The organism is Arenibacter sp. ARW7G5Y1, assembly GCF_003201775.1.
GTDB lineage: Bacteria > Bacteroidota > Bacteroidia > Flavobacteriales > Flavobacteriaceae > Arenibacter.
The window spans coordinates 21,178-38,441 of record NZ_QJJZ01000002.1 but is presented as its reverse complement, the minus strand read 5'-3'; the positions used below and the strand labels follow the sequence as shown (position 1 = coordinate 38,441).

Annotated in this window: 11 protein-coding genes; all 11 read left to right on the top strand. The window is 33.3% G+C overall.

The window, feature by feature from the left end; translation table 11 throughout:
- Positions 1–53 precede the first annotated feature (53 nt).
- The 11 genes from C7972_RS03490 (at position 54) to C7972_RS03435 (ending at position 17,168) form a co-directional block, all read left to right on the top strand.
- Entirely contained in the window at positions 54–983 is a 930-nt protein-coding gene (locus C7972_RS03490) for a helix-turn-helix transcriptional regulator (protein ID WP_146216259.1), read from the top strand.
- 1,053 nt (positions 984–2,036) lie between these two features.
- Positions 2,037–3,245: a site-specific integrase gene (locus tag C7972_RS03480; protein ID WP_110354849.1), complete on the top strand. Its 1,209-nt coding sequence runs from the start codon at positions 2,037–2,039 to the stop codon at positions 3,243–3,245.
- 1,224 nt (positions 3,246–4,469) lie between these two features.
- Positions 4,470–5,264, top strand: a complete 795-nt coding sequence (locus tag C7972_RS03475) for a type IV toxin-antitoxin system AbiEi family antitoxin (protein WP_110354848.1) — start codon at positions 4,470–4,472, stop codon at positions 5,262–5,264.
- Positions 5,261–6,049: a nucleotidyl transferase AbiEii/AbiGii toxin family protein gene (locus tag C7972_RS03470; RefSeq protein WP_110354847.1), complete on the top strand. Its 789-nt coding sequence runs from the start codon at positions 5,261–5,263 to the stop codon at positions 6,047–6,049. Before C7972_RS03475 ends, C7972_RS03470 begins: the two co-directional genes overlap by 4 nt.
- A 36-nt stretch (positions 6,050–6,085) precedes the next feature.
- Positions 6,086–7,123, top strand: coding sequence for a YafY family protein (locus C7972_RS03465; RefSeq protein ID WP_110354846.1), 1,038 nt, complete (start codon positions 6,086–6,088; stop codon positions 7,121–7,123).
- Between the two features lie 62 nt (positions 7,124–7,185).
- Positions 7,186–9,633 carry an N-6 DNA methylase gene (locus tag C7972_RS03460; RefSeq protein ID WP_110354845.1) on the top strand — a complete coding sequence of 816 codons (2,448 nt, stop codon included), beginning with the start codon at positions 7,186–7,188 and terminating at the stop codon, positions 9,631–9,633.
- Positions 9,626–10,798 carry a hypothetical protein gene (locus C7972_RS03455; protein WP_110354844.1) on the top strand — a complete coding sequence of 391 codons (1,173 nt, stop codon included), beginning with the start codon at positions 9,626–9,628 and terminating at the stop codon, positions 10,796–10,798. Before C7972_RS03460 ends, C7972_RS03455 begins: the two co-directional genes overlap by 8 nt.
- Before the next feature lie 22 nt (positions 10,799–10,820).
- Positions 10,821–12,296, top strand: a complete 1,476-nt coding sequence (locus tag C7972_RS03450) for a class I SAM-dependent DNA methyltransferase (RefSeq protein WP_110354843.1) — start codon at positions 10,821–10,823, stop codon at positions 12,294–12,296.
- Entirely contained in the window at positions 12,293–13,453 is a 1,161-nt protein-coding gene (locus C7972_RS03445) for a restriction endonuclease subunit S (protein ID WP_110354842.1), read from the top strand. The genes C7972_RS03450 and C7972_RS03445 overlap by 4 nt, the downstream gene beginning before the upstream one ends.
- Positions 13,454–13,458: 5 nt before the next feature.
- Complete coding sequence (locus C7972_RS03440; protein WP_110354841.1) at positions 13,459–13,725, top strand: hypothetical protein; 267 nt, start codon at positions 13,459–13,461, stop codon at positions 13,723–13,725.
- Between the two features lie 5 nt (positions 13,726–13,730).
- The gene (locus tag C7972_RS03435) at positions 13,731–17,168 is read left to right on the top strand and encodes a DEAD/DEAH box helicase family protein (RefSeq protein WP_110354840.1); all 3,438 of its coding nucleotides are present in this window, start codon (positions 13,731–13,733) and stop codon (positions 17,166–17,168) included.
- Positions 17,169–17,264: the final 96 nt, after the last annotated feature.

Below are 17,264 nucleotides of genomic sequence, written 5' to 3'. Positions count from 1 at the left end.
TTTCATACTTTTAACCTATAACAATCCAGCACTTGCTAAGTTTAACCTTCATAGTGATATTTATTTTTTGTGCCGCCATAACATCGGCAAGTATATTAGTGGCCCACCAATTCATCACTACCTACAATACCGAGTTTCACCGCAACTATTTTTATTTTTTGGTCACCTCTTTTTCATTTGCCTTTTATGGCATATGGGCACCGATCATTATGCGGGTTATACTCACTTCAATTGAGGTTGATGATGATACCGTGGAAACGGTAACCAATTTTTTACCTGTACTTGGCGTGCCCTTTTTGCTTATTTCCTGGTTCATGTTGGTTAAAATGGGATATACGCTGGTCGCCGTAAAGTTGGATAACAGGGCATTTCGTATTTATCTAGTTTATTTGGCAATTGTAATTATCATGGTTTCCGGAATTTTCTTTTTTAAGGACAACCTTCCAGTAATCATTGAAGCACATGTTATTTATACTGAAATGGCCATATTTGCTGTTTTGGAACTTGGTTATATGCTCCTATTTTCTGGGATTGTATGGCACTATTTAAAAAGGCAGAAACGAACACATAACAAAATAGTGGCCCGCTTTGTAATTTTAATGCTTTTGGCCCTTGTATTAAGACTGGGGGCACTGCCCTTTGCCTTTTCAAGCCAATGGATTGTTGGCCTGGTGATATTGGTGTATTTTATTTCAAATTTTGCCCCCTTATTTTATCTGAAACGCAATGCCCATTTGTTATTTGTCCCTTTCCATACCGAAAACCCCAATCAAGATAAAAAGGAATTAATTTTTAGTATGTATGAAATCTCGAATCGTGAAAAGGAGGTTATTGAACAAATCTGCCTGGGTAAGACCAACCAACAAATAGCAGATGAATTGTTTATTAGTCTACAGACGGTTAAGGACCATACGCATAGGATATACACCAAAATCGGTATAAAAAGCCGAATGAAATTAGTACAAATGGTGAATGGACAGTAGTGGAATGCATACAAGCTATTCTTGCGAAAAATTCGGAAACCAAAAAACTTATCATTCGAACATGGGTTCAAACCAGTAAAATTCAAATCTCTGGAAGTTGGGCCTAATCCAATGTAATGCCTAAATAATAGTATCATTTTGATTAAGACCAAATCCTTAGCACAGACAGTACTTTGGAGTGCAAGGAAATCAAAAATTAGAGGTAGGGACAGGAAAGGTTTGATGAGAATTTTGCCCAGTTAAAAAACAAAATATTTTCCTATCACAAACTCATTACTCAATGTAGGTATTAATAGAACATTGCAATTGGCAATCAGTCGCCAACATTTTCCTAAACCCAATGGCTATTTCGTGATTATCAAAAATAAGCGCCTCTGTAATACTATCACTCAATATGAGTTGTTTTAGTAGATACTCAACCACATATTTATTATCCGCTGTATATAGTACAAATTTGCTAGATTCCAATTGGTTATGGTTATTTATTAAGTGGTTTTCAAATTTATTAAAACCAATTTATAATCACATCAAATTATCGCCTAAAAATGTAAATAACTTACAAAAAGGAATAAAGTAGGGTATGGCTACTTCAGAAATCCAGATTGAACGATTATTTGCTGACTTTAATCATGAATTTGGGATAGACTAAAATCTAAAAACGAAAAAACCCAGTAAAACTAGTGTTCTACCGGGCTTATCTGCTCCCCCTCTTGGGCTCCCTTCGACTCCGCTCAGGGTAAACTTCTCGCTCCAAACGGGTAATAAATAAAAGAGCCACACTTTCGTGCAGCTCTTTTATTTTTTGCTCCCCCTCTTGGGCTCGAACCAAGGACCCTCTGATTAACAGGCGCTAAAGACGTGCTTTCATGTAGTGCCATTTAGCAACTTATGTATTGATTATCAATGTTTTATGAAAATTTGTTTTGTATTTAGAAATACAATTTTTACATTTAATAACCCATTTGTTGTCCCTATGTTGTCCCCATTTCTACCATATTCAATAGGATATAGAAGGGTTTGAAAGTTTAAATGTTGTCCCCAAATTTATAAAATATGATTACACTTAAAATCGTTCTCAAGAAAAAATTGTTATCGGATGGAACCTATCCCGTCTGTTTGCGCGTAACAAAAGAAAGGCAATGTAGGCACTACAAAACACCATTCAATGCAAAATTGGATGAATGGATAGATTCCACAGGAAGTTTCAATAAAAGAAATCCTAACCATGTCCAATTCAACAGACTACTTGTAAAGTTCAAAGAAAGAGCTTACCAAATTATAACTGATTTGGAAATTGAAAATCCCGATTACAGTATACAGGAATTTGATTCTAGATATAGAGTTACATTTAACCCAGTAAGCAATGATGTTTTTGCTTTTTTTGATGAGATTATTCAAGAAATGACCTTTGCTGGACGCATCGGCAATGCAAAATCCTATAAAGATGCCAAAACCTCCATTCAAATTTTTCATAAAATGAAGAAGTTAAATTTTAGAGAGGTAAACCCTGCTTTTTTAAGTAAATATGATGCCTTTCTTAGGTCCCGAGGTGGTACAGATGGTGGCGTTGGTGTTAAAATGAGGGCCATAAGGGCATTGTTTAATAAAGCTATAGAGCGCGGTGTAATAAAAGAAAGCTTATATCCCTTTAAAACCTATAAAATATCAAACTTAAGAGGCAAAGGATTTAAACGTGCTTTGGATTTTGAAGAGATTATGCGCATCATCAATTTAGATTTGTCAGACCATCCGCACTTAATAAATTGTAAGAACTATTTTGTTTTTAGCTTCTATACCAGAGGAATGAATTTTGCCGATATGATGTGCTTGGAATGGAAAGATGTTGAGGCTAACGTCATCTATTACACCAGAGCGAAGACCAAAGGAAACTTCTCCATAGCCATTATGCCCCCAGTAAAGAAAATTTTGGACTATTATCGCGTTCACGGCTATGGCAACAAATATGTATTCCCCTTATTGTTTCGCGAAGACTATACCCCCACCCAACTTGCTGATAGGAAACATAAAATGCTCGGTATTTACAATAAGGAGCTCAAAGAGATCGCCAAACTATGTAATATCACGAAAAATGTCAGCAGTTATGTGGCCCGGCATAGTTTTGCCAATTGCCTTAAGCAAAAAGGTGTGGCCACCGATGTCATTAGTGAATCCTTAGGGCATCAGAATCTAGCGGTTACACAAGCCTATCTAAAAGAACTGGATACTGAGATTGTGGATAAGGCGCTTGAGGTGTTGTTATAAATAGATTAGCGAAAAGACAAGTTAAAATGATTGGATGCAGGTACTTTTTACTATTGCAAAATATCGCGAAAATTTGCAATAAGAATAATGTTAATGCAAAATATCCTATGTTTTTACAATAAGCAACTTACTAATGCAAATACTCACTAACTTTTCAAAGCGAACAATTAATAGAAAAAAATAGCATTGAAATAACGTCATAAATGAAATCCTTTTTGCGATATTCTATCACAACCGTTCATTTTTTTATAATGTTCATGGACAATGAACAGTCAAAATGAATGAACACGGACAATTTTACTAAAAACTCTTCAAGCTATTTTCAAGTCCATATTACTGTAACCTGAAAATTCAAGCAATTCTGTTGCCCGGCATAGTTTTACCAATTGCCTCAAACAAAAAGGTGTTGAAACAGATGTCATTAGCCAATCACGATTTGCATGCCAACTTGTGAATGATTTATCATTCATTAAGATTCAATTTTATATTTAATACATGAATTATCATTCAGTATAAATTATTTAACAATCTAATTTAAGTAATTTCAAAGTAATAGTGCCATGTTTTTATGAGCGGTCCTGAGGAGATTGAAAAATCCAGAAGTTTTACAACTTCCGCAGGGACTTGGATAACCTTGTCTCCCATTTAGCTTTTGTTGAATCCAATTCATTGATATCCCTTTCCGCTTTGGTGTAGGGTTAGCCAAAAATAGACTCTACCTTGTTGATACTTTAGATATGGCGGTTTAAGGCCAGTTCAATTTAAAGCCTACGATTGCATAAAGTAATTAATGGCAATTGCACATGTTTTTCATACCAATTTAAGATTTGCGCACGTTCTTTTGTGTTGGCGCAAATTTTCATAGTTTCATTTGAATATTACTTATAATTGCTTTTATCTTAACGTTCACTTTTCAATTATTTCGCTTTTTCATGTTACATGAAAATAGTGCAAAAGTGAAAAACGGTGGAATTTTATAAACAAAAAGACATTTTTGAAATCTTAGATTTTAGGCTAAATACATAGCCATCACAGGCCCTTCATTAACAACTTCTGATTATTAGACTCCGGCCTTTACCTAGCCAATCTTAAAGAGTTAGATACTGATATTGTAGAAAAAGGTCTGGAAGTGTTATTGAAGTTCAACAACTCAATTAAAAATACTTTAGTAAAAATGCGAGATAATTAGTAATTATTACTAACTTTCTCGGAAAATTACTATAATTGTATCTCGCCGATTTCATAAAAGAAAAACTCTCACTTGAAGAATACTCCTTTTCCAAGGATGAGCTCCAAGAGGTGATCCAGAAAGATAAGGAGGACCTAACAACGGATTTATCATACTTAACTAAAAAAGGGGATATTATTCCGCTAAGAAGGGAATTTTTTCTCATTATCCCCCCTAGGTACTCGAAACAGACCAAACTGCCGATTCAATTATATAGCGAAAAGCTATTTAAATACTTAGAAAGGCCCTATTATATCGGTTTATACTCCGCAGCAAAATTTCATGGTGCAAGTCATCAGCAAATTCAGCGTGATTATATAATTACTACAAAGCCAACCCTATTGGACATAAACAAAGGGGCATTGGATATACGTTTTTTTACTACCACCAATTGGCCTGAAAAAAATATCCTTACTAAAAAATCGGATGCTGGAATTTTCAAAATTTCAGATCCAGTATTGACCGCTGTGGACCTAATTCACTATCAAAATAAATTGGGCGGATTGAATAGAATGCTCTCTGTCCTAGAAGAGCTTATGGACAGTATCACCTACTCCAATTTATCAGATTTATTGTCCTGGTATCCGCACAAAAGCACTTTACAAAGATTGGGATATTTCATTGATGGATTCGAAAACGATAATGAGAAGTTAATTCAAGTACTTACTGAATATTTCAAAACAGTAAAATATTATCCTGTCTTGCTCAACCCATCATCCAAAAAAAGTGCTGGAGCCGTAACTAATTTTTGGAAAGTTGATGAAAACATCAAACTAGAGAGCGATATATGATTCCAAGACCCTACATAGCAGAGTGGCAAGAACATGCCCCATGGAAATCATTTTCACAAGTAGAACAAGATTTGGTCATTAGCAGAACCCTGGTAGAGTTGTTTTCCGATGATTTTCTAAGAGAGAATCTAGCTTTTAGAGGTGGCACGGCATTACACAAACTATACCTCCACCCCGCACCTAGATATTCTGAAGATATTGATTTGGTTCAAATTAAGGAAGGTCCCATCAAACCAATTATGGAACGAATTGGTGAGGTAATTACATTTTTTGAAGAACCCCGAAACACCAAAGTCAGCGGTCATGGAGCAAAAGCGTTTTATAGATTTACTTCTGAATACGAGGACATACGGTTACGCCTCAAATTAGAAATTAATTGTAAAGAGCACTTTAATGTTTTACGCTGGGTAGAGTTCCCATTTGAGGTTAAAAGCGATTGGTTTACAGGGAGCGCCAATATTAGAACCTATAACATCAATGAACTTCTTGGCACCAAGCTACGCGCTTTATACCAACGCAGTAAAGGCCGGGATTTGTTCGATTTGGATTATTCCAGATCACATCTGGAATTAGACCATGGCCATATTCTTAAATGCTTTAAGGCGTATATGAATTTTTCGGTTGGCAAATCTCCTACCCAAAAAGAGTTTTTACAGAATATGGAGCAAAAGGAAATTGACCCCAACTTTTCAGGAGATATGGAGGCTTTATTGCGACCTGAAATTGAATATGACCAAGGAGCTGCTTTTGAGTGGCTAAAGACCCAGTTGATTAAATTGGTATAATCAACATTTAGCTATTAAGAATCATTAAATAAGATAATGCCATTAAATAAAAATTTTCAGAAACGTATTACAATTTTGGATGAGTGTTTTTCAAGTCCTGCAGCTAAATGGACATTGGAAAAATTAATAGAGCACATTACCGAAGCACTTGATGATAGTGTTTCAAGAAAAACTATTCAGAACGATATTAAATATATAAAAGAGAAAATTGAAGAAGGGATAGGTAGGAATTATGACATGGAAGAGTTCCCGGTATTTCAAAAAGGCCTTTTTGATACAAAAAAAACCATTTTTAAATACTCACGTTCCGAGTACGCTCTTGGGAATCACTTACTTAACAAATCAGATCAAGAACAGCTTTCAGAGACCTTATCAATTCTATCAAGATATCGCAATCGTGAAGAATTTAATTGGCTAGATGAACTATTCCCCAGAATTGAATCTGCATTCGATTTGGTACATGAAGATTTTAGTGGGTTAATTAGTTATCAAAGCAATAGAGATTATACCGGTCAACCATTAGTTGGTAAGATTTATAATCAATTGGTTAGAAAAAAAGTTTTAGAAATCGAATATCAGTCATTCAAAGAAAGTAAAAGTTCAAAAAGAATTATTCATCCTTACCATCTTAAGCAGTATAATAACAGATGGTTCTTGTTTGGATTCCAAGAGGGAGTTAAGTATAATGGAGTGACAACCTTAGCTTTAGATCGAATCTTAGGCTTCAGCGAATTAAACTTGGACATTATACAAAATGAAATTGACTGGGGCGACTACTTTGACGAGATTATTGGCGTATCAAGGGATAAAGACATAAACCCCGTTGAAATCAAACTGAGGTTTTCATTAGAAAGAATAAATTATGTTCTTACAAAACCAATCCACGGGGCAACACAAAAAGTAGATAAGTCAGATCCGGAAAACAGGACAATAACTATTTTGGTAATCCCTAACAGAGAGCTTTATCAGACCTTGTTATCATTCGGTTCGGACTTGGAAGTGATTTCTCCTGATATTGTAAAGGATGAAATAAAAAAGCACGCGATTGAAATGAATAAATATTATACTACCTAGGTGTGCAATTAAGTTGCGTATCTAAGTTTTTACTTTGTAAGGTAGAACTTAAATAAATTATTATGGATTTTGGTCATGAAGAAAATGAAGATGTAAAGTATATTTCCAATAAAATTTGGAAGTGTTTTAATATTCTTAGAGGAGCTATACCTGTTGATGATTTTCACGTAGTATTGTTTTTACTTTCTGCTTACAACGATAACATTATCGATGATTTTAGCACTAAAAAGGATCATATTATTATTAGATTGAAAAACTCGTTGAAAATTGAGGGTTATTATGCCAGAATATTTGAAATATACGAGCCAATAATTCAAAATATTAACGAAGAAAATTTTGAAGATTTTTATTATAATTTAATCCAAATTGATAAAAAAGAATTAGAAATCAAATTTGAATTGATTTTTGAAAATTTACTATATCATCTAAGTGAATCTCAAGGTAAGCGATCTGGTGAATTTTTGCTTCCAATTGAAATTACTAAGCTTGTTATGGAATTGGCAGCAGTACCTGAATATGCTAGAATATATAATCCATTTGCTGGTTTAGCGTCATTTAGTGCCAATATAAATTCTGATCAAAAATATTTTGCCCAAGAACTAAATAAAACCACATGGGCTCTTGGTATGTTACGATTATTGAGTAATAGAGATTTCAGAATTAACAGTTTAAGAAATGTTGAATACAAATTAGAAGATTCTATAGAGAATTGGCCTTCTGAGATACAATATGATTTAATTGTTTCCAATCCACCTTATGGATTAAAAATGAAGAATACAGATTACCCAAGTTATGGATTTAGAAATATTTCATTTGAACAGTTTTTATTAGATAGAGGACTTGAAAGCATACATAATGATGGAAAGGTTATTGCAGTTTTATCTGAAGGTATTTTGTTTCGAGGAGGTAATGAATATGAACTTCGTAAAAGACTAGTCGAACAAGAAAAGATTGATACAATTATTTCTTTACCCACAGGATTACTTAGTCATACAGCGATACCAACATGCATAGTGATCTTAAGCCATAATTCTCAAAATCATGGAAAGATTCGAATGGTAAATGCCAAGGATTTTATTATTTCAAAAAATGTTAAAGGCAACAAACTAGATTTTGAAAGATTATTAGATATTCTTGATGATAATTTAGACTCGAAATTTGTACGCTTTGTTCCTAATTTTAAGGTAAGAGATTTCGAGTATAATTTAAGTGTACAACGTTATTTTGCAAGAGATTTCAGTGGATTGCCATTAAAAGCTATTATAACGCCTATTCAAGGTAAGAGAACTGAGAAGGGGAAATTAGGAAAGTTAGTTAAAATTCGAAATCTCAAAAACGAAAGTCAGGATTACTTTCTGAATTTGAATCAAATTGAATTGCAAGTTTTACCCGGACACTCCAAGCGTATTTCAGAATCATGTGTTCTTATTTCTTTACGGTTTAAAACTTTGAAGGCTACTTATTTTGATTTTCAAGGAGAATCAATTTATATAACACCAGATATTTTAGCATTCAATGTAGATCAAAATATAGTTGATCAATATTATCTAATAAATGAGATGCATGCTGAGATTATTTCGGAGCAAGTTGATTTATTTCGAGTTTCAGGCGTGATCCCTTCTCTTAAAAGAAGTGATTTTTTAAATATTAAAGTCGAATTACCTACAATTGAAGAACAACGAGGAAAGGTAAAAGGTTTAAAAGAATTATCTAAAAAATTAGATAATCTCGAAAAGGAAAGAAATGCTCTATTACATGGGAAAACAGTTAATCAATTTGATGAATTTGCGTCCTTAAAACATTCAATCGGTGCTCCCCGTCAAAATATTTTATCTAATGCAAAAAGTCTTTTAAGATTTTTTGATAGCAATAACTCCGAAGCATTTGAGGAAGTAAAAAAGAAGTTTAGAAATCATTATAAAGTTGATTTACTTAAAACTTTTGAAGAAATCCGTGACGATATTAATCATATAAGTGCAATGTTAGAGAAGGGGGAAGGTGGTCTTGTTTTAACCAATTATCAAAGTTCCATTGCTTCATTAGAACAGATTAATAGTATGATTAAAAATTACCCTGATACTGGTTTGAAATTCAAGATTGATTACCAACCTTTGACCAGGATGGAAATTAGTAATAAGGCAATAAGTTGTAATTTAACTTTAATGAAAATTTTATTAGATAACATTATATCAAATACTGAAAAATATGCTTTTGAAGAAAAAAGAACGGGAAATGTAGTTTCCATTGAGGCTAAAGTTTTTGAGGACTTTTTAGAACTAACAATTAAAAACAATGGCCTTCCCTTTCCGAAAAATTTCGACAAAAATAAGTTTGTAGCTAAATTTAGTACTGCTAATAATAAAAAGGGTACTGGATTGGGAGGATATGACATTAATAGAATAGCTAGTCATTTTGGAAATCCTGATTGGCATTTGATTTTGGATGAAAATGATATTTATCCAGTTACCTTTAAGTTTAATTTTCCGATAATACCATTATTAAATGAATAATACGAAATACAATATACTTTGGATAGATGATCAACATGAAGAGTTGTCTGCATTACATAAAACGGCAATAGATTATGATATTACTCTTGTGCCCTTTAAATCAATGAATGGAGGATGCGGTGAGCTTGAAAGAAATCATCATTTATATGATTCTGTTTTGTTGGATGCTAAATTTTTTGAAAATGAAAACGATAGCCCAGGTTCTGAAGATACAAAATGGGTACATCAAACTAAGGATAGAATACTTCAGTTACCAAAAAAATTTGAATATTTTGTTTTAACTGGGCAGGCAAAAGCATATGCTTCGGAGGAGTTTAACAATGCATTTAAAAACGTTTTTGAAAAAGGAAAAAGTGACGATGAGGATAAGCTTTTTCAGATGCTGGTCGATGCTTCTTCAAAACAAATAGAAACTCAGATTAGACATGAAAATCCGATAATTTTTAAAGTCGTAAAGGATTATGAACCTGAAGTTGAAAAGACATTATTACAAATTTTAAATGGAGTAAAGAACGGGTTCGCAAACTTTGAAGATGAACTTTATTTTACCAAATTAAGAATAGTTTTAGAACATTTTTTCAGGAAAGCCAATGAATTATCTTTGCTTCATGATGCATGTGTGCAAAAAGGAGGCAGTCAAGTTAATATAACAGAATCGGGTTTATTCCTTTCTGGACAAGATGCTAGACACTCAAAGGTAAAGTGCAGTAAAACGCATTTTCCGAAAATTATATCTGAAAATGTGAAATCTATTATTTTGGTAACTGGAGCAGCTTCACATACTTCTAAAGTAGACATTACACAGAATATGGATTATCAAGATTATAGGAAAATCATTAAATCTCCATATTTGCTATACAGCTTAGCCTATAAACTTATGGATGTTTTAATATGGTTTTCAGAATATTCAAAAACAAACAGTAATAAGGCATTAAACAAAAGTTTTTGGGAGGATATAGAATTTGACCAATTTGGTAATAAATATGAAATTTCTAGAATATTACAAATTGCTAATAATGGTTGGGGGACAGCCGAAATTAATAGAGAAGGTAAAAAGGTTAGTATACATAAGAACGACATTGTAAATTTGAAATTGTCTCGAAATGATAAAATAAAATTTGTTGTTAGAGAAAATCAAATGGCTCAAGAAGTAACTAAATTATAAGAGTACAAAACCTATAGAATAAATGATTACAGGAGATATTAAATCACAAGTAGATAAGATATGGGACAGCTTTGCCACTGGCGGAGTATCTAACCCATTAACTGTAATTGAGCAGTTTACTTACCTACTTTTTATACGTAGGTTAGATGAAATTCAATTGCTAGAAGAGCGAAAATCAGCAATGATAAAAAAGCCTATTGGCAACATAATATTTACAAAAGAACAGTCTGAATTACGTTGGAATTCTTTCAAAAATAAAGAGCCACAAGCAATGTTCGATTTGTTCACGAAACAGGTAGTAGATGACCTTTCTGTGTTCGAGCATATGAAACAGGTAGGTGATGCCAGCGGCGTATTTGCTAAATACATGAGCGGAGCTACATTTATGATTCCTACACCTAGGTTGCTAGACCAAGTTGTACAATTAATTGATAAAATCAAAATGGACGATAGGGATACTAAAGGAGATGTGTATGAATATCTACTATCTAAAATTTCTACTGCTGGAAGAAATGGGCAATTTAGAACCCCAAGACATATCATAAAAATGATTGTCGATATGGTACAGCCTAAAAAAGAAGATTCCATCTGCGATCCTTCGGCAGGAACTGCGGGATTCCTGGTGGCAGCAGGAGAGTATATACATGAAAAACACCCCGATTGGTTTCATAATAAAGCCTTTAGAGAGCACTACAATAGTAATATGTTTACAGGTGTAGAGTTTGATAGTACCATGTTACGTATTGGCGCAATGAACCTACAATTACACGGTATAGAAAACCCAATACTCATTAGTAAAGATGCCTTGAGTGAAAGCAATGGAGATTTAAGAGACCAGTTCTCATTAATATTAGCGAACCCACCCTTTAAAGGGAGTTTAGATTATGATGGGGTAGAAACGTCGATACTGAAAACCGTAAAATCTAAAAAGACAGAATTACTATTTTTAGGTTTGATGTTACGTATGCTTAAAACCGGTGGTAGATGCGCGGTAATAGTACCGGATGGAGTGCTATTTGGCAGCTCTAATGCACACAAGCAAATTAGAAAAGAGATAATAGAAAAACACAAATTAGATGCCGTGATATCTATGCCAAGTGGGGTGTTTAAGCCTTATGCGGGAGTTAGTACTGCCGTTCTGTTTTTCACTAAAACAGGCACGGCAGGAACGGATAATGTTTGGTTTTATGACATGCAATCTGATGGATATTCTTTAAATGATCAACGAACTGAAACAAAAGAAAATGATATACCAGATATTGTAAACCGTTATTACAATTTAACTGGGGAAGCTAAAAGAAAACGAAAGGATAAAAGCTTTCTTGTTCCAGTTGCGGAAATTATTGCTAATGATTGGGATTTATCTATTAGCCGATACAAAGAAGTAATATATGATGAAGTGTTTTATGCACCACCAGCAACTATTATTGAGGAAATAAAGGAACTGAACAGAGAGAGAGATGCAGCTTTACAAACTTTAGAAGTATTGTTGAAATGAGAAAATTAAGTAATCTATTTAAAATTTCCAAAGGCAAAAAAGCGAAAGAATCAGACAACGATACTGGACTTAGATATATTCAAATAGGTGACCTTAGAAATGATGATATTTTAAAATTTGCCGTCAAAAGTCCTTCAAACGTTTTGTGTGATTTAAATGATATCCTTATAGCCTGGGATGGCGCTAATGCAGGAACTATAGGGTATAATTTAAAAGGTGTTGTTGGAAGTACTTTGGCTAAATTAACTCCAAAAGTTGAAGGTGTTAATGTTGATTATGTAGGTAGGTTTTTACAATCAAAGTTTAAGTATTTAAGGGAAAATTGTACCGGAGCAACTATTCCTCACATTTCAAGACCAATATTAGAAAGCCTACAAATACCGTTACCTCCAATATTTCAACAACAAAAAATTGCCAATATACTGGATGCAGCAGATTCAATAAAACAAAAAGACCTAACACTTCTGGCAAAATATGGTGATCTCTCACATGCCCTATTTTTGGATATGTTTGGGGACCCTGTAAGTAATCCTAAAGGGTGGAAAGTTAAAAAATTAAAGGAAATTTCAACAAAAATACATAGTGGGAATACGCCGAAAGGCGGAAGTGCAGTTTATGTTCAAGAAGGTATTACATTTTTTAGAAGTCAAAATGTTTGGAAGAATAGATTAGTGCATGAAGATATAGCTTTTATAAATCAAGCGACTCATGATAAAATGATGAAAAGCAGCCTAAAGCACAGAGACATTTTAATGACAAAAACGGGTAGAATTAATACGGAAAATAGTAGTTTGGGTAGAGCTGCAATGTATTTAGGTGAGGATGATAAAGCAAATGTAAATGGCCACGTTTATTTTATAAGGCTTAAAAAAGAAATTATAAATGAGTTTGTTTTGCATATACTGACAACAAAGGAATATAGAGGTCATATTAGAAATGTATGTGTAGGTGGTATTGATAAAAGGCAACTTAACAAAGGTCACATTGAGGATTTTCCTATTATTGACCCGCCAATTGAGTTACAACATCAATTTATAAATCAATTATCCATTATTGAACAGCAAAAATCTATCACACAAAAGAGTTTAAAAAAATCAGAAGAATTGTTTAATAGTCTTTTACAAAAGGCGTTTAAAGGCGAGTTGGTCCAAAATTAAGAAATATGTTAAAAATTAGTTTAGTCATCACAAAAGTATCCGGAGAAAAATATCCAGTTATTTTACTATTTAACAGTCATCATAAACTTTATGTTACTACTATTATTGGAGAAGAAGCTACTCCTTTAGAAACATTAGCAGATAAGACTATTGAAGAGCATATCACTTCGGTTCAAAACTTTCTGGGTACTTTAGGAACTTATAGTGATTTTAATGTAATCCCTAATGATAATTTAACTAGTGATTTTATTGAAAGATTAAGAAATATGTAAAATAGATGGGCAACTTTCAGTTTCTTCAAGTCGAGTGGATATCACTCTATAATAAATTAAAAAAAGCAGAAGACAGAGTTTATACAGAGCCTGTATCAACTGCCAGTTACTGCCGTTTAGTATTGGAGGAATGTATGCACCTAATGTATGATTTGGAGTATATAGAAAAGCCTTTTAATGCCGATCTTGTACAATTAATGACACATGAAAAAATTAAAAGTCTCATACCCTATCAACTTAATAACGGTTTACATATCGTTAGAAAAACTGGGAATAATGCCTCTCATTATGGTCGGCGTGTGACGAATAAAGATGCTCTAATTAGCATACGATATTGCTTTGATTTCTTGAAATGGTTTTCAAGAAATTACAGTAAATCTTTTCCAGAATTACCAGGATCCTTTAATGAAGCCATTATTCCTAAATTAGGTCAAAAACAACGTCAATTAACAGAACAACAATTAGAACAAGAAAAAGCCCATAATCTTTTACTAGAACAAATTGCGAATCTTGAAAAGGAAAAAGAAGCTATTTTGGCTAAAGCTCAAGAAAGTGAAATTTCTTTCCGAAACTTTGAACAGCAAAAGTTGGTTGCAGTAGCTAAACTTAAAGAGCAAAAGCAAGCTCGATTAAAGCCTATTTCCTTAGAGTTTACGGAAGCTGAAACAAGACAACATATAATAGATGTTGATTTAAAAGAAGCTGGTTGGGGTGATTTGAATATCGGTAGAGAAATAGAATACCCAGTTATTGGCATGCCCATTACAGTTGATAATCCAAAAGGTAACGGTTCCGTAGATTACGTACTTTGGGATGATAACGGAAAGCCGTTGGCACTAGTAGAAGCTAAAAGAACCACCAAAGATGTTGAAATTGGTAAACACCAGGCCTACTTATATGCCAATTGTTTAGAACAAATGCACGGTCAAAGACCTGTTATTTTTTATACCAATGGTTACGAAAGCAAATTATGGGATGATAAATTCTATAGTTATCCACGTCGAGTTTTCGGTTTTTACACCAAAGAGGAATTACAGTGGATGATTCAAAAAAGGTCCACTATAAAGGACTTAAGAAACGCCACGATTAATACGAGTATTGTTAACCGGCCGTATCAGTTTGAAGCAATAAATAGGGTTGCAGAAACTTTTGTTACAGATAGTGAAAATGGAATTTGTGGCAATAAGAGAAGAGCCTTATTGGTTATGGCGACCGGTAGCGGTAAAACTAGAACGGCAGCTGCTTTGGTAGATGTACTTTTTAAAAATAATTGGGTTAAAAGAGCGTTGTTTCTTGCCGATAGAAATGCTTTGGTTCGTCAAGCAAAAAATAGTTTTAATGAGCATTTACCAAATTTATCCTCTATAGATTTAACCGAGGAAAAAGAGAATGACACTACAAGATTGGTTTTTAGTACTTACCCAAGTATGATGAACAAGATTGATAATGTTAGAACTACTGATGAACGATTTTATGGTGTAGGTCATTTCGATTTAATCATTATTGACGAAGCACATCGTTCTGTTTATAATCGGTATAGAGCTATATTTGATTATTTTGATGCAAGTATTGTTGGACTTACGGCAACTCCTAAAGACGGTATCGACCACAATACTTTTGAACTTTTTGGCTGTAGTAATGAGGATCCAACATTCCTTTATGAACTAAACCAAGCTGTTCCTTTATATTTAAAATCCTATAAAAACATTGATATTACTACTGATTTTTTAAGAGAAGGTATAAAATATAAAGATTTATCTAGAAAAGAAAAAGAGAAATACGAAGCAACTTTTCAAGATCAAACTACTGGGTTATTCCCTGAAGAAATTAGGGCAAATGCCATGAATAAATGGTTATTTAATAAAGATACTGTAAACAAGGTCTTGGACGCTTTAATGCAAAATGGGTTAAAAATAGAGGGCGGAGATAAACTAGGTAGAACTATCATTTTTGCAGTAAATCAGAATCATGCAAAATTTATCGTAGAATGTTTTACAGAAAGATATCCTGAATTACCTGCTGGTTTTATCTCAATGATACATAATGAGGTGTCTCACGCACAGAGCCTAATAGATTCATTTTGTGATAGGTATAAAGAGAACAATCCCCAAATTGCGGTTTCTGTAGATATGATGGACACAGGGATAGATGCTGTTAGGATATTAAATTTGGTATTCTTCAAAGTGGTGCGATCCTATGCAAAATTCTGGCAAATGATTGGTAGAGGTACAAGGCTATGCGATGATGTTTTTGGACCAAATCAGCCCAAAGAGGAATTCTTGATTTTTGATGTATGTGGCAATTTTGATTTCTTTGAAGTTCAGAAAAAAGGTAAAGAGTCTTTAGTTGGAAAGCCAATAACACAACAGATTTTTGAATCGAGATTACATTTAAGTAGGTTGCTTGCCGAGGATGGAGAAACAGAAAATATAGAATTGGCTAATTCATTACTTGATATCTTGCATAATACTATTCAACAATTGGATAGAAAAAGATTTCAAGTTTCCATGAATTTGAAATATGTAGACGAATTTAATGATCGGGCAAGATGGAATACTCTTGATAGCAATGATGCTCATATTATAGAGGAATATTTATCAGAGCTACCAATACCTGAAACTATTAATGAAATGGCAAGGCGTTTTGACTTAATGATGTTAAAGCTTCAAATTGCCACCCTAATGATGTCAAGTACAAAAAGGAAATACGAAGAAACCCTTATTGATATTGCTGAAGGGTTAAGTCTTAAGTATACAATTCCAGTAGTGCTTAGAGCAAAACCGCTTATTGAAGACATTAAAAGACAAGATTTTTACAAAGATATTTCTCAAAAAAAGTTAGAGAGTATTCGAGAAGAATTAAGAGAATTAATACAATATCTTGAAAGTAATAACAGAGCAATTATTTACTCAAATCTTCAAGATTCTGATATAACCATGACAATTAAAGAACCTGATATATCCTCCAATTATGGAAACGCATACAGAAGAAGAGTTGAGAGTTTTGTAAGAGAGAATAAGCATCAGTTAACAATTTCAAAATTACTTACCAACGAGCCTATAACTGCAAAAGAATTGAAGCTATTAGAATCTATTCTGTTCGATGGTACAGAAAGAGGAACATATAAGGACTATGTTAAGGAATTTGGTGAAGAACCATTAGGTGTATTTATTAGAGGTATCATTGGGCTAGATGTCAAAGCTGCCCAAGAGGCTTTTTCTGAGTTTCTACAAGCAGGTAATTTAAGGGCAGACCAAATAACTTTTATACAGAATATTATTTCCTATTTAACCCAGAATGGTACTATTGAGCCAAGTTTGCTTTTTGAACCACCATTTACAGATATGAATGATCAAGGTCTTTTGGGTATTTTTAATGATCGTGATGCCTATAAAGTAATAAGCATTATAGAACGTATCAACGGTAATGCCATGATGGCATAGCTATTTTAGTATTTCTTACAGTCCATTTTTTTAATTACGAGAAGGTAAAATTTTAATTATTTTTTGATGTGCAATTAGATTGCACATCTAGTTGTG

Coding starts and splice junctions, on each gene's coding strand:
- C7972_RS03480 (WP_110354849.1), top strand. CDS start 2,037: ATGATTACACTTAAAATCGTTCTCAAGAAAAAATTGTTATCGGATGGA.
- C7972_RS03470 (WP_110354847.1), top strand. CDS start 5,261: ATGATTCCAAGACCCTACATAGCAGAGTGGCAAGAACATGCCCCATGG.
- C7972_RS03465 (WP_110354846.1), top strand. CDS start 6,086: ATGCCATTAAATAAAAATTTTCAGAAACGTATTACAATTTTGGATGAG.
- C7972_RS03460 (WP_110354845.1), top strand. CDS start 7,186: ATGGATTTTGGTCATGAAGAAAATGAAGATGTAAAGTATATTTCCAAT.
- C7972_RS03455 (WP_110354844.1), top strand. CDS start 9,626: ATGAATAATACGAAATACAATATACTTTGGATAGATGATCAACATGAA.
- C7972_RS03450 (WP_110354843.1), top strand. CDS start 10,821: ATGATTACAGGAGATATTAAATCACAAGTAGATAAGATATGGGACAGC.
- C7972_RS03445 (WP_110354842.1), top strand. CDS start 12,293: ATGAGAAAATTAAGTAATCTATTTAAAATTTCCAAAGGCAAAAAAGCG.
- C7972_RS03440 (WP_110354841.1), top strand. CDS start 13,459: ATGTTAAAAATTAGTTTAGTCATCACAAAAGTATCCGGAGAAAAATAT.
- C7972_RS03435 (WP_110354840.1), top strand. CDS start 13,731: ATGGGCAACTTTCAGTTTCTTCAAGTCGAGTGGATATCACTCTATAAT.